This is a genomic window from Methanomassiliicoccales archaeon, from assembly GCA_038850735.1.
Lineage (GTDB): Archaea > Thermoplasmatota > Thermoplasmata > Methanomassiliicoccales > JACIVX01 > JACIVX01.
The window spans coordinates 1-25,128 of sequence record JAWCLO010000003.1 but is presented as its reverse complement, the minus strand read 5'-3'; the positions used below and the strand labels follow the sequence as shown (position 1 = coordinate 25,128).

The window sequence follows — 25,128 nt, the reverse complement described above, 5'->3', positions numbered from 1 at the left end:
AGTTATAAAGATTTCCTTCAAAAAAAACATCATATCAGGGAAATTATGAAATTCTTGCTGAGGCTGAATTGATTCCATCGAGACAAATGAGTGGGGATTACCAGTGTTCGTCATTTTGCCCAGAAAAATGAGCTTCTAACGACTCAATCTCCCTCGCAATTCTCTGATTTCTGCAAGCAATACACTCGATCTCTTTACCTAAACGTGATTTCAAACGAACAATCGATAAATCGATGTCTGCAATCGAGCCGCAGTGGCACAATATTTTTTTCTTTGAAAATGAGCCAAAAATGCTTTCCGAATCCTGCAAAACTCTTTTGCCACAGGTACTGCCAGAGACCCAATTTTTCGATTCGCGAATTTCAGTCTCCGTATAATCTGAGCTACAGCGAGACTTCGCTTCATCGATGGATTGATACTTTTCTTTGTTTTGATGAGCAGTGATAGCTACAGCTAACCTATCATAGTTCATCATTATATCCGTCCCCCCAGGTCCAGCACCCAGCCGCAGTCTATTTCGTCCTGTGAAAATGACCCGGCAATCTAGGGCTGCAACCAAATGACATCTAACAATATCCTAATTTCCGACTTAAAAGTTTCCTTAACGAACTCAATTCTGCATTTCTTGATGTTAATCCAGTTCAAGACCTACTTTCACTGGCACGTGTAGCTGTAACTGTCCTGCATAAATAGATGTTGATCAATCACATCCTACAAAGAGTTTCATATTCTTTCTTTCACCGTTGCAAATGCTGCGCATGTCATCGTTCTCCCCACCCCTTCAATTTGCCTTAACCTATCGATAACCAATGAACCTATGTCTTCCATTGATTTTCCCCTTATCTTAAGAAGAATGTCGTATTCGCCCGATATCAAATGGACTTCCGTCACTCCAGGTAAATCTGCTATTTGCTGGGCAACCTCTCTTTGTGAAATCTTTGGATTCGGTATAAACGAAACAAGAATGAATACAAGTATTGGTTCGCCTAACTTCACATAATCTGGCACTGCGGTGAATTCCTTGATGATGCCTTTCTCATACATCTTTTTTATTCTTTCATGAACGGTTGCCCTTGGCATATTGACTGCCCTAGAGATCTCCTTAGTTGTTCGCCTTGCATCTTTTTTCAACTCTTCGAGAATTGCCCGGTCTTTTTCATCGATCATCATGAAGTAATTCCAATGAAAGAGATTAATAATTTTGAATTCCGGCGAAGTTTTGCGAGACCGATTACAGGAAAGAGAATTTATTTGATGCCTTTGCTATATTATTATGTAGGCGATTCATGCAAGGTATGCATTCATCAAGGCGTGAATGGCTATATAAGAAACTCGAAAGGATTATGACGAAAATCGAAAATGATGATCTTCCAATGCATATCAAGGAAGTGTACTTGTTCGGCAGTTTTTTGAAGTGCAAGGAAAATCCTCGAGATATCGATATTCTGTTGATTTACGATTCAAACAAGACTGCGAAAAAATACGAATATTTAGATGCTAAGGGACGACCGAAATGGAAATTGAGTGCACTGAGAAGATCACCTTCAAGACTGAGGGCATGTCTAAAAAAGAATTCAGAGCGAACGTTAGATCTTTCAATATGCCCCTCTTTGGAAGAATTCAAGAGAGACTTAACAATGGATCTTGATTTGTACCTCAGAATATGGAGCGAGAATGAAAAAGACTGGAAAACTAAACTTAATGAGTATTTTTACCTTCATCAGAAGATGCCTTGAATTTTACCTCGATTGGAATTCCATTTTTCACACTTTGGGTAACAATACAAAAATCTTCGAATATGTCGGCACAGTGTTTGAGCTTCTCAAAACTGTCAACTTCCGGAATAATTTCAACACGAATTCGAGTAAGACGCAACCTCCCCTTCGCATTGCGCTCCATTGTCGTGTATACCCTGCCGGTAAGAGACTTCACTTCAGCCTTCGCTTTTCTCAGACAGAAGGCGAGACTTGCACATAGGCAGTTTCCAATAGCTGCAGCAAGCAATTTCCCGGCGTTTGGATACTCTCCACTCCCGAGCGGTTTAGGCTCATCAAGAACCAAATCCTGGATTTTAGGTGAGCAAAAAGTAGCGCGGAATTTATAGTCGTCAATGAGTTCTATGCAGACTTCGAATTCGCCTTCGTCCATGTATCAAAACCCTCAACTATATCAATCTACTTCGACTTTTTCAAGCTGTTTGAGAACGTAAGCTCGTATTTCTCTTGGTGTTCTTTCTTCGTAAACCCTTTTTCCACCAGAAATGATTGGAATCTCCGCAAGTCGCATTTCGCTCTGACATTTACTGCACCGAGGTACGTCGTCTCTTGAGAGTGATACCTCATACTCCAGGCAGCCATCACATCTGAAGAGGTATTTTCTTCCACCAAATTTGCCGCGCTTTGCGACCGGTTGACCGTCCTTTTCAACAATATCCATGGCAAAATCTATAGTTCTAGCATTGCTGATGCTTGTTCCAACACCGAATCCATCCGCACCAGCTTCGACAAGCGAAGGAATAACCTTTTCATCAATCCCTCCAGATACAATAATTCTGACATGTTTATACCCTCTGATGTCCATTTCCCACCTGACCTCTCTGATCAGCTCTTGAAATGATCCCTTTCTTGAACCGGGCGTGTCAAGTCGCACGCCCCACAAATTCTTTACAGCCTCGCAGGCCATAATTGCTTCTTGTTTCTCATCTGAATATGTATCAATCAAAGCAACACGAGGGATATCCTTATCAACAACCTCATCGAAGGCCATAAATGCCGCTTTCTGATCACCGAACATGATTATAAGTGCATGAGGCATAGTTCCGCGAGGCTTTTCACCAATCGTCTGAGCTCCTAAGAGCGATGAAACCGCATCGCATCCGCCTATGAATGCCGCCCTATCGATCACAGGACAAATCGAAGGGTGCATGCGCCTAATCCCAAAAGAAATAACCAGCTTATTACCAGCAGCTTTCTTACATCTCGCTGCCATTGTTGCAATGCCACTTGAATGGCACATCATACCGAGCATTGGTGTTTCGTAAATGCAGTATTCAGAATAAGAGCCATTGACTGTAAGAACCGGTACCTTGATACCTCTCGCGGTTCGCGCGCGGAAAACGGTTCCTTCGGGCAGGCCCCAAAGATCAATATTTTTTCCCTCCATCAACCTGACAACTTCTTCCAATCCACAGAAAACTCCCCACTTCCAATTGTTCGGAAGATCTCCGGTAGTGAATTCAGATAATGCCTGTTGGCCCATCATTCCTTTTGCCCTAAGAACTTCGATCGTTCTCGTAAAATAAACGTCTGTAGTGAGTCCCTCGAGTATCTGTTCATCCGATGCCGAAAAAAACCTTTTCAGGATATCACCTTGCTTAATTCTTCGATCCTAGCTTTGTAAAGACGCTTCATTTCATCGAGCGCTCTATCCTGGATCTCGTCAGAAATTGTTTGAACACATTCTTTCGGTATCACTATCTTGTAACCCCTGAAGAAGGCGTCAGCCGCAGTATGCCGCACGCAAATATCCGTAGTCACACCTACGATCACAACTTCTTTGATACCGTGCTTCTTAAGCACTTCATCAAGGTTTGTATTGAAAAATGAACTATACGTCGTTTTTTCTATAACATGATCACCTTCTTTCACTTTGAGATCTGGAATAATTTCGGATCCTGCCGTCCCCTTCATGGCGTGGTCACCCCATATTTCCAACTCTGGATCGGAACTCGAATGCGCATCTCTTGTAAATACAATGAGGTCTCCCCTCTTTCGGGCCGTGTCAACAAGCGTAGAAACAGATGACACTATTCCCCTTGCCCGTTCGCTGCCGAATTTCCCATAAACAAAATCATTAATCATATCAACGACTACAATCGCTCTCTTCACAGCATCACCCAAAATACTAATGAACGATGAATCTTAATACATTTTTCGCACTCTTCCATCATGAACTCCTTTTCTTGATTGCTTCTACTCCGGGAAATTTAGTCTTTGACCCTGAAATGCGCTCGATGAGCAGAAGGCGGTTGTATTTAGCCGTCCTTTCTCCTCTAGCGGGAGCACCAGTTTTTATCTGCCCGCACCCGAGAGCAACCGCAATATCTGCGATCGTCGTGTCCTCAGTCTCACCAGAACGATGACTGACCATCACGTTGTACCCAGAGCGAAACGCAAGATCTGCCGCTTCGAACGATTCCGTGAGCGTACCCACCTGATTAACCTTCAGCAGAAGTGCGTTACCAGCACCTTTGTCTATTCCCTTGCGAAGGCGCTCTGAATTTGTGACAAAAATATCGTCTCCTACGATCTGGATTGAATTTCCGATTCTGCGAGTAAGTTCTGCCATTGCATCGAATGAGTTCTCTTCTACTGGGTCCTCAAGACTGAGAATGGGGTAGGATGAAACCAGCGATACATAGAAATCGATGATTTCGTTTTCATCATATTTCTTGTCATCGAAACTGTATGTACCAGAATCAAAGAACTCACTTGCAGCTGGATCGAGTGCGAGATAGACTTCCTTTCCAGGAGAATAACCTGCCATTTCGATCGCCCTCACGAGAATGTCGAGCGCTTGATATGTTGTATTGATTTGGGGAACAAAACCTCCCTCGTCTCCAACATTAATTGCTGCTGGTCCATACTCCTTTTTGAGCAGAGAGCGCAGAGATTGATAAACCTCTGCTCCTGCTCTCAACGCTTCGGAAAAACACTTCATACCCGCAGGAGCAATCATGAATTCTTGGAATCGTAACTTGCCTCCAGCGTGTTTACCTCCATTTATTACGTTCATGAACGGCACAGGCAATAATGGATTGCCCTTTCCAAGATGGTCATACAGTTCCTTCCCCAATGCAGCGGCACCTGCCTTAGCACACGCCATAGAGACTGCCGTTATTGCGTTGGCTCCCAAACGAGACTTATTTTTCGTGCCATCCAATTCCAGCAGTACCTGGTCAATCTCCCCCTGCGAAGCTGCATCCATCCCCTCCAGCTTTGGGCGAACTATGCAGTTCACATTTTCGACGGCCTTTAAGACGCCTTTTCCGCCGTATCGGAGTCCTCCGTCCCTTAGCTCGATGGCTTCGTAAATTCCAGTCGACGCCCCTGACGGGGCTGCAGCCCTTCCTATCGAACTCTTGGTCTTTACTTCAACTTCAATTGTAGGGTTTCCCCTAGAATCGAGAATCTCTCTCGCCTCAACATTCACAATTCTTGTATCCGACATGCTCTTCCTCCGTTAGAGGTATTATTAGAATCCTGAACGAGATTCATCACCTGAGAGGTTTTAAACCCTCCTCCTCCATTGCATCGATTATTTCCATATTCCTTTCAAGAAGAGCAAGCTCCCTTGTGTCAAAAGCTCGTGGATCCACAGAAAGTATTAAGCGAGATTTAAACTCCATCACAGCTTCTGTGACATGGTGAATCATCCTCAGTGTTTTGTTAAAATCATTGCTAATCACAAGAAACTCAATGCCGTCAATGAGTATGACGCTGTCTCCACTCTTTTCTATAAATCTTATGATAGTATCGCTCAGAATGCTGATATTAGTTGGATTAATGTAAACTTTCCCCAGCTGGTTGCTTAACCATATGATTGGGGTTTTCTCCAGCCCCCAGGTCTTTCTTATGATTTCGGGATGCTGCCTTGAAATGCAGAGACCCTGTATATTGTGCATTACTTGATCCACAAAGATCTCGAATGATTTTTTCGGTTTCTTCTCTTTGATCAAATAGCTGAAACCTCTCTTCAATTCATATCGCATCGCAGTGCTCGCTGGCTTTTCCATTCCATCTGGAACTTGCCGTCCTACTTTTATCTTGGCAAGAAAACCGACGCCTTTCTTTCTTTCTCCAGCTCCCGCTGTCGGGAGAACTGTCTGCGTTGCTTCCAATACGGATTTCAACCTTCCTTCCAAATCCTTATTGTTGAAGGGTTTCCGAATGTAGCCCGCGACAACATCCTGAAGACCGAAAATGTCAGTACTTACGTCAGTTGCAGCTGTTAGCATTATGACCTTCGTTTTCTCGGTAATCCCTTTTTGCTTCAATTCTCTCAAAACGCTCCAGCCATCAACATCTGGCATGGTGATATCGAGAAGGATAAGATCCGGCTTCTCGGACTCCACTTTTGAAAGACATTCTCTGCCCCCAGTTGCAGTAAGCGGTTGATAGCCAGCATTCGATACGAGTTCAGATACAACTTCGAGAATTGCTGGGTTATCGTCAGCAATAAGGACTTTCTTTATCGTCACCGCCTCCTGCGTCCGGGAGCAACGTCGACCCGATGCCCACCATACCAGATTAGTTGTGAACTCTAAAAAACTTGCCCCAGCAAAAAATAATTTTGATTTTTTCCGGACAAAACGATTCACGCGCTAAATCGAACGCGGACCTCTATATCTTAAATATTTTTAGATAAGTCCTCAAAAAATCAAAGCATCAGGCTTTCTTCTTGCTTTCCTTGGACTTAATCCTGAGGCCACTGTAACCACAGCGCCTGCATCTCGTGGCCTTGATCGCATTGCGGGAATAGCACTTCATGCATATTTTCTTGTTTAAGAGCCTCTCTTCAGCTTCCTTGAATCGTGCCATAACGGTCTTGCTCGAAGAATATGAAAGTAATATAAATAAATTCCCAAATCTAAGGGCGACACCTATGCGCAGGAAAACCGGAAATAAAATGGGAAAAAACGTCTATTTAATAGTTTCCCTTAGAAATCTTTTAGCTGGATCCTTTCATTTGTTATTACACTGGTAAATGGCATCCTAGATTTGAGGTCTGAACTTGTGCTGCTTCCCTATCTCAGTACAAGACGGCATAAAGAAAATGTTGCAATTCCATTATAGTAAATCACAAATTCATAAGGGTGATGAACTCCAGAAATAATATCAATGACCATTTTAGAATCATATTCCATTGAATCCGAATCAATCAATAGGAGGACTTTTCATAATTTCTTCATGATCTTGATGCCTTCCCCGCAAGCACTAGATATGCGATGAGGGCTTCAAGTTGAATCCTCTCGTTGCTTCCCTCTACGATCCTAAACTCAATCTCGCCTGTCTTATCGATAAGCTTAACTTTCTCGATATCGGGTATTTCAAGATCGAAGAAGGTCCGATGAATCTGCCTGATTATATCTTCGCCCGATAACCCATAACGAATCATCAACTCATCAAGAATATTCCGCGCTTCCATGAAATCCCCAGAAAGAGCGGTATCCAATAATCGTCGAACTTCTTCGGGTCTTGCCATACCAGCTGTCTGATACACGACATCCACTGTTACCTCATCGTCAATTGATGCTGCGACCTGAAGAGAATTGATTGCTTTTCGCATGTCACCTTGTGCGATATGGGCAATTGCATCAACGGCATCTTCCGTGATTCTGACTTTCTCGTTCTTCGAGATGTACTTCAAGTACTTCCTCACGTCTTCCTCCCGTAGCGGTCTGAATCTGAATACCGCGCATCTCGATTGGATTGGCTCGATGATCTTGGACGAATAATTGCAAGAAAGAATGAACCGACATGTTTTGCTGTATCGCTCCATTGTCCTTCTGAGTGCTGCTTGCGCATCTGGGGTAAGGGCATCAGCTTCGTCAAGAAAAATGATCTTGAAATTCGCATTTCCGATGGGGGACGTACGGGCAAATTCCTTGATTTTTCCTCTTACAACCTCAATCCCCCTTTCATCCGATGCATTAAGTTCGATGAAGTTCTCCTTCCATGATTCGCCAAACAACTCCTTTGCAAGCGCGATAGCACAAGTCGTTTTTCCTGTCCCTGCGGGTCCGGCGAATAGGAGATGAGGAACGTTTCCAGAATCACAATAGGACTGAAGCCGTTCAACGATTTCCTTTTGACCTATGACATCCCTGAGCGATCTCGGACGATACTTTTCAATCCAAATTTCTTTCATCAAAGTCCCAATTTCAAAAAAATATCCTACACAAACTAATACTTTTGCAAGGGTTTTTATAACTCACTACCTCGTAAATCAACAATTTCAATTAAAAAGAATTTTTGCGGTCGACTCCTTTTAGGCCGTTTAAATATCAACAGTCGTTGAGTATGGAGGGTTGTAACGAGGGCTTCTGCTGATGATAATAAAGCATCCAGTTTTTGTTGAATTCATTTCACAATAAGTGTACAAGTGCTGAAGCAAAGGTTCGCAAATCCCACTTTCAAATAGCCAAAGTCATAATAAAGGGGATTGAATTTGCTTACTACCTTTGCACCTTGGTGTGAAGAAAAACAAGTAATTTATTCTCAGTCGCTCCGGATATATGAAACCATTTCATATACTAATCCATTGCAAAGCATTCTCTACTCTTTTCGATTGGGCAGTTTATAATGAAATTGGGAAAATTTTTAAAGTCGACGTCACTTGACTTGCTGTGGCCAATTGTTCGAAGTGCGGAAGATCAGCGGTTACATTCGTCCGTTATAATGGAACTCATTTATGCAAAACTCATTTCCTGGAGTTTGTTGAAAAGAGAGCCAGAAGTGAGGTTAGACGCCAGATCGACCTTGACAAAGTGAGCCATATTTCGGTTGCACTATCTGGAGGCAAGGATAGCTCAGTGGCGCTATATATCATGAGTGAAATTTTGCGAGCGAGAAAGAACATCAGGTTAAGTGCAATATCGGTGGATGAGGGGATCAGTGAATATAGACCTCTTACCCTCGCGAAAGCTAAAGAACTCACGACCGTTCTCGAAGTTCCGCATTTTGTCGTTTCCTTTAGAGACGAATTCGACATTACGCTTGATGAAATTGCAAAAACAGCGCGGAAAAGAACCCCATGCTCATACTGCGGTGTTCTGAGAAGGCGATGCATGAATAGGATTGCAAAAATTAATGGTGTCAACGCCATTGCTACTGGATTGAATCTAGACGACACAGTCCAGTCAATATTAATGAATTTTACCAGAGGAGACGTTGAAAGATTAGCGCGACTAGGGCCTCATGTGAAAATTCAACCCGGCCTCATACCTCGCATTCAACCTCTTAGATCTATTCCAGAGAAAGAAGTCTACCTCTATGCTATGCTCAAAGATCTGCCCTTTTCAGACAATGAGTGTCCATATGCTGATGCCGCGTTGAGAAATGAATATAGAAGTATCATCAATAAGCTGGAGGATAGATCTCCAGGAACAAGGCATGCAATCCTTTCAAGCTACGATTCTATACTTCCAGCCCTCCGAGATTTGCATCCTCCCGCATCTATGAACGTTTGCGCATGTGGAGAACCTACGATTGGAAGTCGCTGCATGGCGTGCGAACTGCTTGAAGAGATGAAAGAAAAGAAGAATTAGATCAGTTCGCGATAGGCGTATGCCTCATGATCCTCCCCAAAACAGTAATGGACTTTTGTAAACTGCTTCTTAAGTTCGATAACGTCCGATTTTACAACCTCGGGTTTGGCTTCTTTCACAACGACTTTCCATATGAGGCGCGCGATTTCCTTCATTTCAGCTTCCTTCATGCCAACTCTCGTAAGCTCCTGCGTCCCCAATCTGATACCGCTTGGTTTCGATGGGCTCTCATCGCGTGGCAGCAGGTTCTTATTTGTAATGATATTAGCTAATTCAAGATTCTTCGCCACAACTTCTCCGCCACCGTACTCAGACACATTTACAGCAATTGTATGAGACTCCGTAAAATCAAGATGAGGACATAGTACATCGAGACCGAGTTCGTATAGTGCTTGACCTAGGGCCTTTGCATTTCTGATTGTTTGCCTGGCATAATCTTTCCCAAAAACTTCCTCTTCGGCAAGCGTGATTCCAAGTGCGGCCATTGCATGAAGGTGATGGCTGCTTGTAACGCCTGGAAATACCGATCTTCGCAGTCTTCTTGCAATATCCTCTGAGATCCCATCAGCAAGAATAATCCCATGATTAGGACCGGGGAATGTTTTGTGCGTACTCGCAGTGATGATATGGGCGCCTTCTCGAAGTGGATCTTGAAATTCACCGCCAGCGATCAAACCGAGCACATGAGCGCCATCATACCATACAACGCATCCTATTTCCTCAAAAACATCCCTCAGTTCCTTCAGAGGTGCTGGAAACAGAAAGAGAGAGAGACCGAACTGGGCAACTACAGGCTTTTTTTCTAGAAGTAGCCTTCTCGTTCCATCAACGTCGATGTTCATATCTTCAATATTCCACGGATATTCAATGCTCCTGAGACCTCTCAAACCGACGGCACCAAACGGCGCCATCGAAATGTGTGCACCATTCGCAAGCGCGCATGTTGAAATCAAGTCGCCGTGATTTGTTAGTGCATAGATAACAGCAAGATTTGCCACTGTACCGGACACGGGCCTAACATCGACAAAAGAGCAGCGGAAAAGCCGCTTTGCGATCTCCATAGACTTTATTTCGACTCGGTCGACAAACTCGTTACCCTGATAGTATCTTTTTCCAGGCAATCCCTCAGCATATCTGCCATGAAAGTCAGAAATCATCATTTCCTGAGCCAGTGGACTAAGTACGTTTTCCGAAGCGATCATGGGTAGCGACTCTTCGAACCATTTGCTGTGTGCCTTTACCTGTTCGCGTATCCAGAAAGCATCTTCTTTCATGAGGTCACGACACGAGATAATGGATATCCGATAAAAAAATATTGGTAATAATTAGCACGGTGCCTCATTAATTGAAAATAGCTCATCGATAAGCTTCATGCAATTTCATAAGCGATTTCCTTTTCAGTTCTTCGATTGAGTTAACAGGCGAGGGATCGATTCCTTTCAGAATTGCCAGGTAATAGCTAATGAAATCGCCAAGAGCCACTCCTTTTAGAATGCAATCCATCGCATCATTACCGGTGATATCCACAATAAGCGGTTTCAATTCCTTCTCAGCAAACATCGCAATTATCGTGTCCTGGACCTTTGAGATAACTGGATCTTGAAAAGACCATCGCAAGAATATCGGGAGGAAGTTGAGAACGGAACTACTCTCAAGCCATCCGACAATCTGATTATGACCCATCTCAGGGATCTCGCCAGAAAAAGCAAGCATCTTGGCATTCTCATTAATTTGATTCTGCCAACGAGTACCCAACGCTCTTAGTCCGCGCTGAGAGTAAATCACAGGCACATATCCAAGAATTCTTCTAGCGAGGATCTTCGCTGGATTCGAACTCTCAGGATTTTGCGGTGATAACTCAGCGATGAAAGCATCGAGGTTTTTCGCTTTTGTTTTTATTTCTGAGATTAAAGACACAGATGCAACTTTCTCGATTACATAGGCGGTGGCACCCAAAAGATATCCAATTGCAACTCTCGGCATGAGACCTCCGGGCACCTCTATAAGCTGAGTCCTCGAAGCCAACGCAAGTTCTTTCAGTTTCCCTCCCGAGGTGATGCATACAACGTCGCATTTGCGCTTCAAAGCGTTCTCAAATGCGGCCAGTGTTTCGATCGTATTACCTGAGTAGCTCACTGCAATGACGAGTGTTCGTCTTCCTGCCCATTTCGGGAGGAATGGTGATCTCTCCACTGAAAATCTACATTTGCAAATATCATGAAGATACTCCGCCAATATTTCCCCAGCAATTGCAGAGCCTCCGAGACCACAAATGCAGATTTCGTCTTTCTCTGTCGCTTCGTATTGGCATTTATCCGCGATATCAATTATCTGCTCAGGGAAACTCAACAGATGTTGTCCGATGCCCGATCTATCCACCGACTTAATGAAATCGATATCGTCAAGCGAAGACATCGTATGAAAGGTAATACTTTTCCCCGTATTTACCCTGCTATTGTAGTCACATTCTTGGAAACGATCTTGAATTTCTTCCTGAATGTCCATCACAAGAAATTCTCCAAAATCTATCAAGATTAGCCATATTATGGCCTTGATAACTTGAAAAATCTGCATAAGGATTGTCGACAAAGCGCAGGAATGTTATAAACAGTACACTGGCATTAGCGTCAGTTTGAGTTTTAATTACCAAATAATTGGTAATTACAAAAGAGATAATATAGTTTCTTGATATGCGATCAATCCGATTTGCAATGTTTGAAAAGATCAGCAGGGCGCTCGAAGATCTTCGAAATGGGAAAATCATTCTGATCTACGACTCCGATGACAGAGAAAGAGAAACAGACATGGTTGTAGCCTCTGAAATGATTAATCCAGATATCATAAGAACACTAAGAAAAGATGCTGGCGGTCTCATCTGTACCACAGTACATAATGATATTCGAGAGATTATAGGAATACCGTATCTTGCTGATATTTTCAGTGATATTTCAAGCCGTTATCCTATTCTATCGAAACTCAGTCCAAACGATATTCCGTATGATACAAAATCAGCATTTTCGATAACTATCAACCACCGCAAAACATTCACGGGAATAACCGACAGAGACAGGGCACTTACCATATCGGAGTTTGCTAAATTTGCCAGGCGGGCGTTGACTGCAGAGAATGGATGGGCCAAGGAAGAATTCGGACACCTTTTTAGATCACCTGGTCATGTGTATTTGTTGAATGCGAGAAAGGACCTTTTGGTCTCAAGATTTGGCCATACTGAGCTCGCCACCGCAATAATGGTTATGGCGAACCTCACACCTACCGCAACAATTTGCGAGATGATGGGCGATGATGGAAATGCTCTGCGAAAGGACATGGCAATTGACTATGCAAAAAGTAATGACCTAGTATTTCTGGAAGGGAAAGATATTATCCGTGCGTGGCACTCTGGTGCGTGGTCCCGATGACTCGGGTAATGGCGACGGGTGTCTTTGACCTTCTGCATGTTGGGCATCTCCACTATCTCAATGAAGCAAAGAAGCTCGGAGATGAACTTGTAGTTGTCGTAGCTACCGATGCAACTGTGAGAAAGAGAAAACACGAGCCTGTCACGCCTGAATCCCTAAGGCTGGAGCTTATCAGGGCACTCAAGCCTGTAGACAAGGCAGTCATCGGTCATGAGGGTGACATATTTAAAGTTGTAGAGGAGATAAAACCAGACATCATAGCTCTTGGATATGACCAGGAATTCAATGAGAGCGAGCTTGAAAAGGAATTGACTAGAAGAGGCATTAGAGCGAAAGTCGTTCGTCTATCGAAATATGAAGACGACCTCAATGGTACTAGAAAAATAATTCAGAAAATCATCGACTGGTATACATTCAAGAAAAAGATTGAGAGGACTGAGGGGAATTATGAAGATAATCGGAATTGCTGACACGACCTTCGCTCGCTACGATATGGGTGCGAGTGCAATCGACGAGTTAAAAAAGACTGTAACCGGCATCAAGATAGTCAGGTATACAGTGCCTGGTATCAAGGATCTGCCCGTTGCTTGTAAGAAGTTATTTGACGAAGAAAAATGTGACATCGTCATTGCATTTGGCATGCCAGGTAGCAAGCCTATCGACAAAACTTGCGCTCATGAGGCGTCGCTTGGGCTGATCATGTGTCAGTTAATGACGAACAAGCACATAATTGAAGTTTTCGTTCATGAAGATGAGGCACCAGACGAGAAGACATTAGCGTGGCTAGCTGATAGGAGATCAAGAGAGCATGCCCTGAATGCGTACAATTTACTTTACAGACCTGAAGTCCTCATCAAGAACGCTGGCAGAGGTCTGAGACAGGGTTATGAAGATGTTGGACCGTTGAGGGAGTGATGAGAATGAAGAAGTTCAATATAGGAATAGTTGTGTCTGAATACAACTTCGACATAACGTCGATGATGCTCGAAAGGGCCAAAGAACATGCGAAGTTTTTGGACGTCAATGTCGCCAAGGTTGTTACTGTGCCCGGTGTCTTTGATATGCCACTTGCCATTAAGAAGATGATCCAGGAAAAGGACATAGATGGAGTGGTGACACTAGGTGCTGTAATCGAGGGCGAAACAGAACATGATGAGGTTATCATGCAGCAGACGGCTAGAAAAATTGCAGATCTTGCACTAGAATACAATAAACCTGTGACGCTCGGTATCAGCGGGCCCGGGATGACAAGGTTGCAGGCAGAGGAGCGAATTGAAAAAGCTAGAGAGGCGGTTGAAGCATGCGTGAAAATGCTAAAAGCACTATCATGAACTTCTTGCCTAACAATTTTTATCAGATTTTCGGAACAGAACAAATAAATTTCGTAGCATGAATTCCTTGATTTGACCGAAGTTCTGAATTTTATATAAATATTTTTCTGCTATATTTTTTCCATGATAATTTATGTCTGGGTGGTCCGAAAGTATAAAATATTGATCGATTAGATGCGAACTTCGGAGGGTAGCCTCCCGAAGTGTGGTAAACATGAAAAGTGAAACAAACAGCATTCTAGTTATCGGAGGGGGGATTGCAGGAATTTCTTGCGCCTTAGAACTTGCTGATCAGGGATATGAGGTATATCTCGTTGAACGAAAACCATCCATAGGCGGCAGAATGGCTCAATTAGACAAGACCTTTCCGACACTTGATTGTTCAATATGCATTCTTGCTCCGAAGATGGTGGAGGTAGCAAGAAACCCGCGAATTCATCTTCTTAGCTATTCAGAAATAGAGGATGTGAAGGAAAACGATGATGGATTTCTTGTGACCATTAACAAGAAAGCACGTTACGTCGACCTAAGTAGATGCACCGGTTGTGGAATCTGTTCAACAGTCTGTCCTCAGAAACATGTGACAGACGAATTTAATGAAGGACTTAGTGAAAGATCGGCAATATATATCCCATTTCCGCAGGCCGTCCCAAGAGTGGCAACCATCGATACACAACACTGTTTGAAGATAATAAAAGGAACATGCGGTGCGTGTGAGAAGAGGTGCCCTGCAAATGCCGTTAAATTTGACGATAAAGATGAACATGTAGAAATCCAAGCTCATGATATCATTCTTGCGACTGGGTTCGATATCTATACAGGAAAATACCTTCAAAGGTACGGATATGGTCGATTCCGGAATGTTGTGACCTCTCTTCAATATGAGAGAATCCTCAGCGCGTCTGGTCCTACAAAAGGAGCCGTCGCGAGACCTTCTGATGGGAGAGTTCCGCTGAAGATCGGTTTTGTGCAATGCGCAGGTTCACGGACTGAGTCCTGCAAACCATACTGCTCAAAAATATGCTGCATGTATTCCACCAAGGAAGCAATACTAACACGGGAGCACCTTCCTGAAAGCGAAATTCTTGTTTTTTATAACGATCTGAGAACACTTGGCAAGGGGAATGATGATTTCTTAAAAAGAGCAAAGGATGAATATGGAATACAGTACATCCAATCACTGATAGGAAATATAGAAGAGGACGAGGACCAATGCATCTATGTCACATATCATGATAGGCAGACTGATAGCATTTCGACCGTAACACTTGATATTCTAGTGCTCTGTCCTCCAATCGTCCCAGAATCTGGTTTGGAAAAACTCGCTGAATTGCTGCGGATCCAATTAGACGAGAATGGATTCATTCAGACATCAGATTCAAACGGACTTAAAACTTCGAATGAACACGTTTATGCTTGCGGCTGCGCAAAAATGCCAGAGGATATTTCACGCACAGTAAGGGATGCTATTGCCATTGGTTCGACGCTCGCTCACAAAGCAATTTTGAATGTTAGAACAGAAGATGATGAGGAGATAGGAAGTATCTCAGAACAAGGTAATCCAAGGATTGGTGTGTTCGCCTGTAGCTGCGGAATGAATATCGGTGCAGTTGTTGACGTGGATCAGGTCGTCAAATATGCTTCGACGCTTCCCAACGTTGTCCATGCAGAAAAGTGTATGTATGCTTGCTCACAGGAAAATCAAATTGCAGTCCAGAAAGCCATTAAAACAATGAAATTGAATAGAGTACTCATCGCTGCATGCAGTCCCAGAAGCCACCTGCAGCTTTTCCAGGATACCTGCTACAAGGCAGGTCTTAACAGAAATCTTGTCAACCTTGTGAGTATTAGGGAACTGGATAGTTGGGTACATCAGAAGGATTGCCAGAAGGCAACAGAGAAAGCGAAGCATCTCGTGAGAATGGGGGTGGCAAGTATCTCGCTTGCTAGACCTTTGAAGCAGATAAGAAGCGATGTCATTCGTTCGGCCGTCGTCATTGGTGGGGGAATTGCCGGAATGAGCGCAGCCTTATCGCTCGCGTCTAGGGGCTTTCCCGTACACCTTGTTGAAAAAACACCCTCGTTAGGAGGGAACCAGAAAGACACATATTTGAAAGATTTAGATGGAACGTTTTCTCATGAATTTGTAAAAAGGCTGACAGATGCGGTTTTGTCATGCAAAAATATCGAAATACTCACATCAACTTCAATCGCCGCAGTTGACGGTTCTGTCGGACATTTTGTAGTTAAATTGGGACGCGGAAAGTTAGATGAAGGGTTGATCTCAGGAGAAAGAATCATAGATGCAGGCGTTATCATAGTGGCAACCGGCGCTGAAATTCTGCAACCTTTTGGTTTTTATGAGTATGGGGTAGATGATCGAATCGTGACCCAGCTAGAATTTGAAAAGATGCTTGTTGAGGAAAATCTAGAGGGGAAAAATATTGTTCAGATTCTTTGCGTGGGAGTAAGAGAAAGCGATGGGAGAACGTACTGCTCTCAGATATGCTGTGAAGTCGCATTAAGGGATCTTATAGAACTTAAAAGATCTTTCCCTTCGTCCAATGCCTACGTACTTTACAGAGATATTAGGATAAATGGTTTTTGTGAGAAGCATTATAAAGAAGCTTGTGAAATGGGAATCCGCTTTATCAGGTTTAGCGAAGAGGAACCACCGCGAATTGATAGAGTCGGAAAGTTAGGCGTGAAAGTAAAAGACATCGACGGTGACCAAGAGATCCTCATCCACACAGACCTCGTAGTCCTTTCTCAGCCTCTCGTACAAAGAAACGATAACAAGCTCATATCAGAACTACTAAAGATTCCGCTGTCTGAAGATGGTTTCTTCATGGAAGCCCATCCAAAACTCCGTCCAGTTGATTTTTCAGTTGATGGCATTTTTGTCGCTGGGGCAGCTCAATTTCCAAAGGGCATTTCAGAATCCATACGCGATGGTCTGGCAGCTGCATCACGAGCCCTTGAAATCCTAACAAAAACTGCAATCGTTCGCGATCCCACGATCGCCGCTGTTGACCAAGATATCTGCACAGGGTGCGCTAGATGCATCGAAGCTTGCCCCTATAATGCTATAGAAATGAAAATTAGAAATCAATTTCTACTGGCAGAAGTGAACCAGCTCACCTGCAAGGGCTGCGGTGCTTGCGCATCCACGTGCCCATCAAGGGCCATATCCATTCACAATTTCACTAGCGATCAAATCCTCTCACAAATAGATGCAGCGCTCTCGGAACCAAGCGCGGATGAGGTCCGGGGCATAGCCTTTCTCTGCCATTGGTGCGCATATGCTGGAGCTGATAATGCAGGAGTAAGCAGATTTCAATATCCACCGGATTTACTTCCGATCAGAGTCATGTGTAGCGGAAGGGTTGATCCATTCCACATTCTCTACGCATTTCTCAAGGGTGCAGACGGTGTATTTATCGGGGCTTGTCATCCTGGAGACTGCCATTACATAATTGGAAATCAGCTGATGAAGAAGAAAGTTGATAATCTCAAGAGAATGATCGAGGATTATCATTTTGACTCGAGGCGTTTGCGAGTTGAATGGATTTCAGCTTCTGAGGGCAGAAAATTTGCTGAATCAATTCAGGAATTCGTTGAGCTTTTGAGAAATCTTGGTCCAAACCCTCTTCGAACTGGTTTGATTACAAAAGGGATTCATACTATTGAAAGGGGTGTGACTTGATGTCAAAGCAACTCGAGACGTATGTCTGGAGTCTCGGAAGGTGTACGGGATGTGGTGCTTGTGTTTCATGTTGTTCTAGAGGAGTCTTATTTTTTCCTCAAGACGAACAGAATCCAGATCACAAGCGAATAACAAAGAAATTCGGTCTAGCGACTGCTAGCGTCGATCCTTGTTTCGGTTGTGAGGCGTATTGCGCTGAGGTGTGCCCTCGGCTAAAAGAATGGGGAGAAGGCAAGATGATCTCAGTCGTTTCCGCCAGACCGCCAACAACAACGCCGCGTAGTAAATATGGAGATTTATTAAGCGACGTGCTGAATCAACTTCTCGCGAGCGCCCTGAGCAGCGGTTTTATCGATGGTGCTATCGTAACTGATGTTGATAAATGGACGTGGCAACCCTTTTCAAGGATCGTCACATCGGAAGAGGAGATCTATGAATGCGCTGCCCATCAATTCATATGGTCGCCCACATTGTCAAGCCTCAATGAAGCCGTATACGAAAAATCCTTGCGAAAGATTGCTCTGGTGGGTGCACCTTGCGTAATAGATGCAGCACGACTGATCCAACGGTCAAGAATGAAGGCACTCGATATCTATGGAAAATCTCTTCGCATCCTTATTGGAAGGTTTTGCTGGGGGGTATGTACTCACAATCTGGTTTCAGAGATTATCGAGAACGAGATGGGAATTTCACCGAGAAACATTGCTATAATGGATAGAACAGGCGCCGAAGAAGTCTTGACGATAACACTAAGAGATGGAACTGTTAGAGAGATCTCTTTAACGAATACCCAAAAATTCCTGAGAAGTGGTTGCGCACGCTGCACAGATTACCTCGCAGAGTCTGCCGACATCTCCATTGGTTATACTGGTTCAAGATACGGATATTGCACTGTAATCACAAGAAACTCTGCTGGTGAGAGTGTCCTCACGAGAGCGCTCCAAATGGGGCGACTTGAAATCACAAAAAGCGTGAATACAAATCAATTGTACATCGCTAAGCGAAACAAGCAGAAAAGAAAAAGATCGCAACTCTATGATGAGGAACTCCTCCTTATGCTTCAAGGGCTCTCGGACCCTGAGAAAAGGGCTGAGGCCATGAGACGTTTTGCGCAGCTTTCTGGGGGATGAAAGAATTGTCGAATGTGTTAGATTGCAGTGGTCTTACTTTGAAAGAAGCAAATAGAAAGGTGCGAGAACTCATAAACCAGTCTCATGAAATTGAAATGATTAATGCCTCTCATATCAATGGTCTTTGTGCAGGATTGGATTTCGGAAAGATAAAGGTCCATTGTGATGTCGGAGATTATTTCGGGATGCTGAACTCAGGCTGCAGGCTCTACGTTTCAGGTTCGACAGGAAAATACCTTGGAGATGGGATGACATCAGGCCGAATCGAGATTTCTGGGAACGCAGGCGATTATGCTGCTGTCTATTGCTGCGGGGGGGAGTTGAGAATCAAGGGATCGGCGGGGGATTTCCTCGGAGCTATGAACAAAGGTGCAACAATAATCATTGATGGAGATATAGGAGATAATACAGGCACATATATGGTTGGAGGTGACATTTTCGTGCTCGGAAATGCTGGCAATGCACTGGGTGATTACATTATTCGAGGTGGCATTTATATCATCGGCTCATACGAAGGTCTCGGTCACAATGCAAAGCAGGACAGACTTAGATCAGCTGATATCGACAAAATAAATTCAGTCCTTCAATACGAAGGACTCACTCTCAATCCGCGTTCCTTCAAGAAGATTGTACCTGCCTCGTTGAGACCGTTTTACGGAGAAAAGAAAACGGTTTCGAAGGGAGATGATGAACCTTGACGCTTGTTGGACATTATTGGGTCACGATTGAAAAGGAAAGGTGCAGGAGTTGGCAGCAACCATGGAAATGCGGTGCTTGTATCGACGCTTGTGAAAGAGGCGTCTTCGCAAGGGATGAAAAAGGAAGAGTCTTTATCGCAAACGAACTTGCGTGTGTTGGCTGCAGAATCTGCATGGAAAAAGGATGTCCGAATAGTTGCATATATGTAAGAGCAGTCACACCAGAGATCATCTCAAAGGGTATATGGACTGTTCAAACAGTCGAGGAAATTCACAAAAAAGCAGAAACGGGAGAGTATGAGATTCGAGGATATGGCACAATGGGCTCAATTCCGCATTTTGATGGTCTCGTTGTCGTCCCATCACAACTAGCTTCAAGACCCCCCAAGGATAAATATAGAGAAAATTTTCAATACGAGGTTGTCATAGGTCAAGAAACTTGCACCAATCCAATCAAATTAAGATATCCATTTGTATTTGCCGCCATGTCATATGGAGCAATCTCCAGAGAGGGAAAAATGGCGTTATCTGTTGCTGCGGCAAAACTAGGAATTCTCGCGAATACTGGTGAAGGGGGGATGTTTCCAGGCGAGGCTCTTCTTGCCCACGGTTATTCCGATGAAGAATCATACAGAAAGGGTATCAAAAAGTGGAATCCTGGTGGTTACCTAGCCGTTCAATTCTCGACAGGAAGGTGGGGAGTTTCCGTGGACTATCTAAGGTCTGGTGACGCAATCGAAATAAAGATCGGACAAGGAGCCAAACCTGGTATGGGTGGTCATTTGCTAGGTGATAAGGTTACCCAAGACATCGCAAGAATAAGGGGGCTACCTGTCGGAACAGATGCTCTGTCTCCATGCAGACATTATGATATGAGCAACCCAAAGGATCTTGCAAAACTTGTAGAAATCCTACGGGATTTGACAAATTATGAAAAACCAATCCTTATCAAGTTAGGTCCAAGTCGTCCTTATGATGATGCCCGCATAGCTGCAGAAGCTGGAGTAGATGCAATCTCGATCGATGGCATGGTTGGAGGTACAGGAGCCTCACCTGAAGTAGTAACGCAGCACGCAGGTATTCCAACAATTGCCTGCATTAGGCAGGCGGCAAAAGCTCTTAAAGATTTGGGCCTTAAGAAAAAGGTGAAACTCATTGCTCTAGGCGGTATCAGGGATGGCGCTGATGCGTTCAAGGCAATTGCACTTGGCGCAGATGCGGTGGGATTCGGTGCAGCTGCGGAAATAGCACTCGGATGCAGAGCGTGCATGATGTGCCATAAAGGAGCATGTCACTATGGACTGGCGACTCAAGAAACACGATTTCGTGCGTGCATCGATATTGAATCAGCATCAAATCGGCTTGTCAATTTCATCCATGCATGCGCTGAGGAGTTCAAGACGCTTGCAATGTTATCAGGTCACGACTGCCTTGAAACCATATCGCCCGAGGACCTTAGAGCAATCGATTTGAACACGGCAGCGATCACTGGCGTGAAGCTCGCAGGGCTAGAAAAAGCGTTTCCTAGCACATGGGAAACGTTCGATTATTGATCCTTCACCAGTATCCAACAAGCGAACGTCTCACTGGACACTGCTTTAGTGCCAGACTGTACCTCCCGCATTCGAGCCTCTTGTCGCATTGAAGACAAGTATCGTAGCCTTTCGATTCAAAGCATGAATAAAGTATGCAAAGCGAGGCTTGCTTATTATCTGGTGAACATCCGAGACATTTTCCATTTTTTCTATAAGCACAAATTTCGCATGCATACCCGCAGCCGCTTACCCACATCAAATATCAGCTTAGCTTTACGCATTAATAATCTTTTCAATCGTTCAATGACCCTATACCATCATTAGATATGTTTCCGAAGCGGATCTTTCAATGCTTCGTTCGATCCCGCATGAACCCCTCTAACCTATCAAACGCCTCGGAGAGAATCTCTATACTTGGGAGAAATACGGCACGGAAGTGATTGACGCCATAAGTCTTGCAAAATCCGGAACCAGGAGCTAGCAGAATGTGCGCGTTGAGAAGAACATCGAGCACAAAATCCCTATCGGTTTTCCAAACATTTGACTCGATCTTTGGAAAAATATAGAATGCCCCCTTTGGCTTCGTGGTACTTAACCCATCAATTTCATTGATTCTCTTATACGAATACGTTGCCCTCTCCTTCAACTTCCGATTTGTTTCCTCCACGTAATCTTTAGGTCCCTTCAATGCCTCCAACATTGCATATTGACAAGGCTGATTTGCTGATAATCGCAGTCTCAGCTGGCGCATTACAGCTGACTTGATTTCTTCTAACTGGTCATAAGCGTCCCGAAATGCGATGTATCCAAGTCTCCAGCCAGGTAAGAGATTAATCTTTGAAAATCCATTGAGTATGATCGTCGGAACATCTGAAGAAAGAGTGCTGGGAGAATAATGAATCGCATCAAATGACATGAGATCATATATTTCATCGGTGATGAGGAAAAGGTTGTATTCCCCAGCCAAGTCCACGATCGCCCTGAGTGTTTTCTCGGAGTACACGGCACCTGTTGGATTGTTCGGGTTTATGACAACAATCCCTTTGGTCTTCTCAGTGATTTTCTTTCTCATATCGTCGAGATCAGGCTGCCAATCACTTTCCTCATCTTTTCTGTAAGGTACAGGAACGCCGTCAAAGAAGGCGACGTACTCGGAATATGTGGGATAGCCGGGTCCTGGCAACAACAATTCCTCACCAGGGTCTATCGCCGCAGCCACTACTGCTTGTATAGCTTCAGTTACTCCAGTTGTAATAGCAATATCTTCGGGGTTGAGATCGATGCCGTTTTTCTCTCGCTCCTTTTCTGCTATAGCATTTCTAAGCTCCTTTATTCCTTCGGCGTCAGCATACCCGTTATCGCATATTTCCACGGCTCGGCAAAGTGCGTCTCGAATATGCCTCGGCGTTTCGAAATCGAATTTGTTTGGATCGCCAATATTTAGCTTTAGAACATTAATGCCTTTTGCCTCGAGCTGCCTTGCATATACAAGGAAGTCTCTTATTGGAGAACTTAATGATAAAGCTCTCTTGGTCGCACGGATCACGGTAACGAAAAAACAATTCGAATATATTTTATCTTTTAATTGTAGACCAATCGCTCCGATTTTTCTAGATATATTTTAATACGAATTTCGACGCTCGGTGTGCCGTGGGCGTAGTTCATCTCGGTAAGATCTGTCTTCGATGGTGTTATCAATGTAATGTTCCAGTTCTCGAAAACGAGAAATGTGGAATTTGTGGCGGACAAACTAGTCCAATGAGGATTACTCCACCGGGTGACATTCGACCAGCCTTTATGGCAGATATTGCAAAAATTTCAGATATCGTGGATAATCAGTTTGGAACTGGTTGTAGCCAGCATCTTATTCCTTCAAATTCGTTGATATTGTTAAACAAGATACCGGCGATAGACAGAATGGATGAAATAATAGTAAACGGTGAAATCGTTGGCTCACTTCGATATGATATTGGCGTTGGATGGAAGTTCATACTTAGAATGTCGGGTGCACGTGTGCTAGCTCGTGTTGCAGTGCGCGGATTAGTTGTTGCGGATGAAGGCGTAGTGAAGAATGTCGTCAATAACCATGCAAATGTTATGGCGCCAGGTGTACTGTCGTGTTCAAATGATATCGAAGTGGGCGATGAGATTATTGTTACAACGGAGGATCATCGAGCTTTTGCCGTTGGAATCGCACGCATGACGACCGATGATATGAGGGCAAGAAGAAAAGGGGTCGCAGTGAAGGTTCGATGGGCTGAAACCCCTAAAGAGCCCTCTGCGAAGAAGTGCTCTGCTGATTGGTCAACTGCCTTGCGTGCCAATGAGGAAGTAATGAAGAGAAGAGTAGACGAAGCAGTACAATTCATCAGGAAGCTTGTTAAGAAATACGATCTTCCATGTGTAGTTTCCTTTTCTGGTGGAAAAGATAGTCTCGCCACGCTTTTGCTTACACTAGATGCAGGTTACAGATTTCCTATATTTTTCATTGATACAGGTTTGGAATTTGAAGAAACGATCGAACATATTCATGAAATTTCAGAAAAACTCGATCTGCCATTGATTCTCAAGAGAGCCCCAGAGAATGCCTTTTATGGTCATCTAGAGCTGTTTGGTCCACCTGGAAGGGATTACAGATGGTGTTGCAAAACAAATAAGCTCGGACCAACTGTGAAAGCGATCAAGGAACATTTTCCTGGCGGTGTTCTTGCGTTCATCGGCCAAAGAAGATATGAATCTGAAAGCAGAGCTGAGAAGAATCGTGTGTGGAAAAACCCGTGGACTCCAGGTCAAATTGGTGCATCCCCTATTCAAGACTGGACATCTCTTCATGTATGGCTATATCTTTTTTCAAAGAATATACCCTACAATATATGGTACGAGAGGGGGTTGGATAGAATAGGATGTTATCTATGTCCAGCCTCTGATCTTTCAGAACTCGAAATCGTCAAGAAATATTGTAGCGCGTATCAAGTCTGGGAAGATTATCTTAAGAGATACGCATCAGAAAGAGGATTCAGTGATAAGTGGGTCGAATTCGGACTGTGGCGATGGAAGAGAACTCCAAAGTCTATCATCGAAGAGTTGGACAAGGCCGGAAAAGGATACGTTTTGGATCATTCCAGCATAAAGGATGTTGATACCATTAGAAAGGGTGAAAGGGGTCTCACATTGATTTTGCAAAAAGGATATTCGCCATGTGTTAAGGGCTTCAGCGTGGAAGGGTTGTTCAGCAAGACGCTGGACTTCGAAAAAGTATGCAATTCCCTTAACATGGTGGGGGAAGTAACCATCGATCCCAGAAGCGGATACTGCCAGGTAAAGGATATCATCATTACTAAAGAAGGTGCGCTGATTGCCAAGGGAGAGACACCTCAGGAAATTGAAAAAAATGTCGAGAGGGTGCGCCAAGCAGTGGTCAAGGCCATGGAATGCGTCGGTTGCGGAGTATGCATCGCAAGATGCGAGAGGGGTGCACTCACGCTCGAACAAGACCACATTCGAATTGTTCCCGACAGATGCTCTCACTGCGGGAAGTGCATCGAACCTTGTCCTGTCCTCAGCTTTGGCAACTCCGCCTTTGAATTCTAATTATTTGTTCATCCCATCCATTATATTTTTCTTCGATTTACCCCAACGCAGACTCGGACTGCCCCCGCGCTCAACGCACGAAATCAATCCCGTCGTCGTCCTCTATGCGACGAGATTTTCCCCTTGATCTAGGTGCCAATTCATCAACCAGCTTATCCTCATAATCGTAATCGCTTCGACCGAGCATATATTTAGATCTTGCACCAGTTACAATGAGCAAGACTTTTATTGTACCCTTCAGCTCAGGTTCGATTGAGCAACCCCAGATTATTCTTGCTCTTTCATTGACGCTATTTGTGACGATCTCCGCTGCTCTTTGAGCCTCTGCAACAGTCATGTCAGGACCACCGACAACTCTGATCAATGCTCCCTTAGCGTCCTTCAGGTCAA

Annotated in this window: 25 protein-coding genes and 1 pseudogene; 12 read left to right on the top strand and 14 right to left on the bottom strand. The window is 44.0% G+C overall.

The window, feature by feature from the left end; genetic code table 11:
* Nucleotides 1-97: 97 nt before the first annotated feature.
* Together QW087_02690 and QW087_02685 are read right to left on the bottom strand one after the other, a co-directional pair.
* Entirely contained in the window at nucleotides 98-559 is a 462-nt protein-coding gene (locus QW087_02690) for a hypothetical protein (GenBank protein MEM2943631.1), read from the bottom strand.
* Between the two features lie 164 nt (nucleotides 560-723).
* Nucleotides 724-1,167 carry an Lrp/AsnC family transcriptional regulator gene (locus tag QW087_02685; protein ID MEM2943630.1) on the bottom strand — a complete coding sequence of 148 codons (444 nt, stop codon included), beginning with the start codon at nucleotides 1,165-1,167 and terminating at the stop codon, nucleotides 724-726.
* 206 nt (nucleotides 1,168-1,373) lie between these two features.
* Here QW087_02685 and QW087_02680 point away from each other — a divergent pair, with 206 nt between their 5' ends.
* Complete coding sequence (locus tag QW087_02680; GenBank protein ID MEM2943629.1) at nucleotides 1,374-1,736, top strand: hypothetical protein; 363 nt, start codon at nucleotides 1,374-1,376, stop codon at nucleotides 1,734-1,736.
* Here QW087_02680 and QW087_02675 read toward each other — a convergent pair.
* The 7 genes from QW087_02675 to QW087_02645 all read right to left on the bottom strand — a co-directional run bounded on the left by QW087_02675 (nucleotide 1,699) and on the right by QW087_02645 (nucleotide 7,929).
* Nucleotides 1,699-2,148, bottom strand: coding sequence for an OsmC family protein (locus QW087_02675; GenBank protein ID MEM2943628.1), 450 nt, complete (start codon nucleotides 2,146-2,148; stop codon nucleotides 1,699-1,701). The two genes, QW087_02680 and QW087_02675, sit on opposite strands and share 38 nt — an antisense overlap.
* Before the next feature lie 21 nt (nucleotides 2,149-2,169).
* Nucleotides 2,170-3,360: a nicotinate phosphoribosyltransferase gene (locus QW087_02670; GenBank protein ID MEM2943627.1), complete on the bottom strand. Its 1,191-nt coding sequence runs from the start codon at nucleotides 3,358-3,360 to the stop codon at nucleotides 2,170-2,172.
* Entirely contained in the window at nucleotides 3,357-3,887 is a 531-nt protein-coding gene (locus tag QW087_02665; GenBank protein ID MEM2943626.1) for an isochorismatase family cysteine hydrolase, read from the bottom strand. Before QW087_02665 ends, QW087_02670 begins: the two co-directional genes overlap by 4 nt.
* A gap of 58 nt (nucleotides 3,888-3,945) precedes the next feature.
* Nucleotides 3,946-5,229: a phosphopyruvate hydratase gene (eno, locus tag QW087_02660; GenBank protein ID MEM2943625.1), complete on the bottom strand. Its 1,284-nt coding sequence runs from the start codon at nucleotides 5,227-5,229 to the stop codon at nucleotides 3,946-3,948.
* A gap of 46 nt (nucleotides 5,230-5,275) precedes the next feature.
* Nucleotides 5,276-6,259, bottom strand: coding sequence for a DUF835 domain-containing protein (locus QW087_02655; protein ID MEM2943624.1), 984 nt, complete (start codon nucleotides 6,257-6,259; stop codon nucleotides 5,276-5,278).
* Nucleotides 6,260-6,446: 187 nt separating this feature from the next.
* Entirely contained in the window at nucleotides 6,447-6,599 is a 153-nt protein-coding gene (locus QW087_02650; GenBank protein MEM2943623.1) for a 50S ribosomal protein L40e, read from the bottom strand.
* 367 nt (nucleotides 6,600-6,966) lie between these two features.
* On the bottom strand, nucleotides 6,967-7,929 hold the full coding sequence (locus QW087_02645; GenBank protein ID MEM2943622.1) for a replication factor C small subunit: 963 nt from the start codon (nucleotides 7,927-7,929) through the stop codon (nucleotides 6,967-6,969).
* Nucleotides 7,930-8,407: 478 nt separating this feature from the next.
* On the opposite strand from QW087_02645, the gene QW087_02640 reads away from it, so the two are divergent.
* Nucleotides 8,408-9,328 (top strand): TIGR00269 family protein, encoded by a 921-nt coding sequence (locus QW087_02640; protein ID MEM2943621.1) that lies wholly within the window; start codon nucleotides 8,408-8,410, stop codon nucleotides 9,326-9,328.
* On the opposite strand, the gene glyA is transcribed toward QW087_02640, so the two are convergent.
* Nucleotides 9,325-10,602 (bottom strand): serine hydroxymethyltransferase, encoded by a 1,278-nt coding sequence (gene glyA / locus QW087_02635; GenBank protein MEM2943620.1) that lies wholly within the window; start codon nucleotides 10,600-10,602, stop codon nucleotides 9,325-9,327. The genes QW087_02640 and glyA overlap by 4 nt on opposite strands.
* 82 nt (nucleotides 10,603-10,684) lie before the next feature.
* Nucleotides 10,685-11,833, bottom strand: coding sequence for a bifunctional phosphoglucose/phosphomannose isomerase (locus QW087_02630; protein ID MEM2943619.1), 1,149 nt, complete (start codon nucleotides 11,831-11,833; stop codon nucleotides 10,685-10,687).
* Nucleotides 11,834-12,039: 206 nt separating this feature from the next.
* Between QW087_02630 and ribB the strand changes: the two genes are divergently transcribed.
* From ribB to QW087_02585, 9 genes and pseudogenes are all read left to right on the top strand, one after another.
* Nucleotides 12,040-12,747 carry a 3,4-dihydroxy-2-butanone-4-phosphate synthase gene (ribB, locus tag QW087_02625; GenBank protein MEM2943618.1) on the top strand — a complete coding sequence of 236 codons (708 nt, stop codon included), beginning with the start codon at nucleotides 12,040-12,042 and terminating at the stop codon, nucleotides 12,745-12,747.
* The gene (locus QW087_02620; GenBank protein ID MEM2943617.1) at nucleotides 12,744-13,217 is read left to right on the top strand and encodes an adenylyltransferase/cytidyltransferase family protein; all 474 of its coding nucleotides are present in this window, start codon (nucleotides 12,744-12,746) and stop codon (nucleotides 13,215-13,217) included. The genes ribB and QW087_02620 overlap by 4 nt, the downstream gene beginning before the upstream one ends.
* Nucleotides 13,195-13,662, top strand: a complete 468-nt coding sequence (ribC, locus tag QW087_02615; protein ID MEM2943616.1) for a riboflavin synthase — start codon at nucleotides 13,195-13,197, stop codon at nucleotides 13,660-13,662. The genes QW087_02620 and ribC overlap by 23 nt, the downstream gene beginning before the upstream one ends.
* Nucleotides 13,662-14,078 (top strand): 6,7-dimethyl-8-ribityllumazine synthase, encoded by a 417-nt coding sequence (gene ribH / locus QW087_02610; GenBank protein ID MEM2943615.1) that lies wholly within the window; start codon nucleotides 13,662-13,664, stop codon nucleotides 14,076-14,078. Before ribC ends, ribH begins: the two co-directional genes overlap by 1 nt.
* 214 nt (nucleotides 14,079-14,292) lie before the next feature.
* Nucleotides 14,293-17,256 (top strand): annotated as a pseudogene (locus QW087_02605) (FAD-dependent oxidoreductase).
* A gap of 51 nt (nucleotides 17,257-17,307) precedes the next feature.
* On the top strand, nucleotides 17,308-17,784 hold the full coding sequence (locus QW087_02600; protein MEM2943614.1) for a hydrogenase iron-sulfur subunit: 477 nt from the start codon (nucleotides 17,308-17,310) through the stop codon (nucleotides 17,782-17,784).
* Nucleotides 17,784-18,914, top strand: a complete 1,131-nt coding sequence (locus tag QW087_02595; protein ID MEM2943613.1) for a Coenzyme F420 hydrogenase/dehydrogenase, beta subunit C-terminal domain — start codon at nucleotides 17,784-17,786, stop codon at nucleotides 18,912-18,914. Before QW087_02600 ends, QW087_02595 begins: the two co-directional genes overlap by 1 nt.
* Complete coding sequence (locus QW087_02590; GenBank protein MEM2943612.1) at nucleotides 18,911-19,612, top strand: hypothetical protein; 702 nt, start codon at nucleotides 18,911-18,913, stop codon at nucleotides 19,610-19,612. The genes QW087_02595 and QW087_02590 overlap by 4 nt, the downstream gene beginning before the upstream one ends.
* Nucleotides 19,609-21,165, top strand: a complete 1,557-nt coding sequence (locus tag QW087_02585; protein ID MEM2943611.1) for a glutamate synthase-related protein — start codon at nucleotides 19,609-19,611, stop codon at nucleotides 21,163-21,165. Before QW087_02590 ends, QW087_02585 begins: the two co-directional genes overlap by 4 nt.
* 4 nt (nucleotides 21,166-21,169) lie before the next feature.
* On the opposite strand, the gene QW087_02580 is transcribed toward QW087_02585, so the two are convergent.
* Complete coding sequence (locus QW087_02580) at nucleotides 21,170-21,403, bottom strand: hypothetical protein (GenBank protein ID MEM2943610.1); 234 nt, start codon at nucleotides 21,401-21,403, stop codon at nucleotides 21,170-21,172.
* Nucleotides 21,404-21,493: 90 nt separating this feature from the next.
* Nucleotides 21,494-22,693: an aminotransferase class I/II-fold pyridoxal phosphate-dependent enzyme gene (locus tag QW087_02575; protein MEM2943609.1), complete on the bottom strand. Its 1,200-nt coding sequence runs from the start codon at nucleotides 22,691-22,693 to the stop codon at nucleotides 21,494-21,496.
* Nucleotides 22,694-22,797: 104 nt separating this feature from the next.
* On the opposite strand from QW087_02575, the gene QW087_02570 reads away from it, so the two are divergent.
* Complete coding sequence (locus QW087_02570) at nucleotides 22,798-24,738, top strand: phosphoadenosine phosphosulfate reductase family protein (GenBank protein ID MEM2943608.1); 1,941 nt, start codon at nucleotides 22,798-22,800, stop codon at nucleotides 24,736-24,738.
* 70 nt (nucleotides 24,739-24,808) lie between these two features.
* Here the strand turns inward: QW087_02570 and QW087_02565 are convergent.
* On the bottom strand, nucleotides 24,809-25,128 hold a 320-nt coding region (locus QW087_02565), incomplete at its 5' end, for a cell division protein FtsZ (GenBank protein MEM2943607.1).

Coding starts and splice junctions, on each gene's coding strand:
- QW087_02595 (MEM2943613.1), top strand. CDS start 17,784: ATGTCAAAGCAACTCGAGACGTATGTCTGGAGTCTCGGAAGGTGTACG.
- ribH (MEM2943615.1), top strand. CDS start 13,662: ATGAGAATGAAGAAGTTCAATATAGGAATAGTTGTGTCTGAATACAAC.
- ribB (MEM2943618.1), top strand. CDS start 12,040: ATGTTTGAAAAGATCAGCAGGGCGCTCGAAGATCTTCGAAATGGGAAA.
- QW087_02630 (MEM2943619.1), bottom strand. CDS start 11,833: ATGGACATTCAGGAAGAAATTCAAGATCGTTTCCAAGAATGTGACTAC.
- QW087_02685 (MEM2943630.1), bottom strand. CDS start 1,167: ATGATCGATGAAAAAGACCGGGCAATTCTCGAAGAGTTGAAAAAAGAT.
- QW087_02650 (MEM2943623.1), bottom strand. CDS start 6,599: ATGGCACGATTCAAGGAAGCTGAAGAGAGGCTCTTAAACAAGAAAATA.
- glyA (MEM2943620.1), bottom strand. CDS start 10,602: ATGAAAGAAGATGCTTTCTGGATACGCGAACAGGTAAAGGCACACAGC.
- QW087_02580 (MEM2943610.1), bottom strand. CDS start 21,403: ATGTGGGTAAGCGGCTGCGGGTATGCATGCGAAATTTGTGCTTATAGA.
- QW087_02675 (MEM2943628.1), bottom strand. CDS start 2,148: ATGGACGAAGGCGAATTCGAAGTCTGCATAGAACTCATTGACGACTAT.
- QW087_02645 (MEM2943622.1), bottom strand. CDS start 7,929: ATGAAAGAAATTTGGATTGAAAAGTATCGTCCGAGATCGCTCAGGGAT.
- QW087_02680 (MEM2943629.1), top strand. CDS start 1,374: ATGCATATCAAGGAAGTGTACTTGTTCGGCAGTTTTTTGAAGTGCAAG.
- QW087_02620 (MEM2943617.1), top strand. CDS start 12,744: ATGACTCGGGTAATGGCGACGGGTGTCTTTGACCTTCTGCATGTTGGG.
- ribC (MEM2943616.1), top strand. CDS start 13,195: ATGAAGATAATCGGAATTGCTGACACGACCTTCGCTCGCTACGATATG.
- eno (MEM2943625.1), bottom strand. CDS start 5,229: ATGTCGGATACAAGAATTGTGAATGTTGAGGCGAGAGAGATTCTCGAT.
- QW087_02590 (MEM2943612.1), top strand. CDS start 18,911: ATGAAAGAATTGTCGAATGTGTTAGATTGCAGTGGTCTTACTTTGAAA.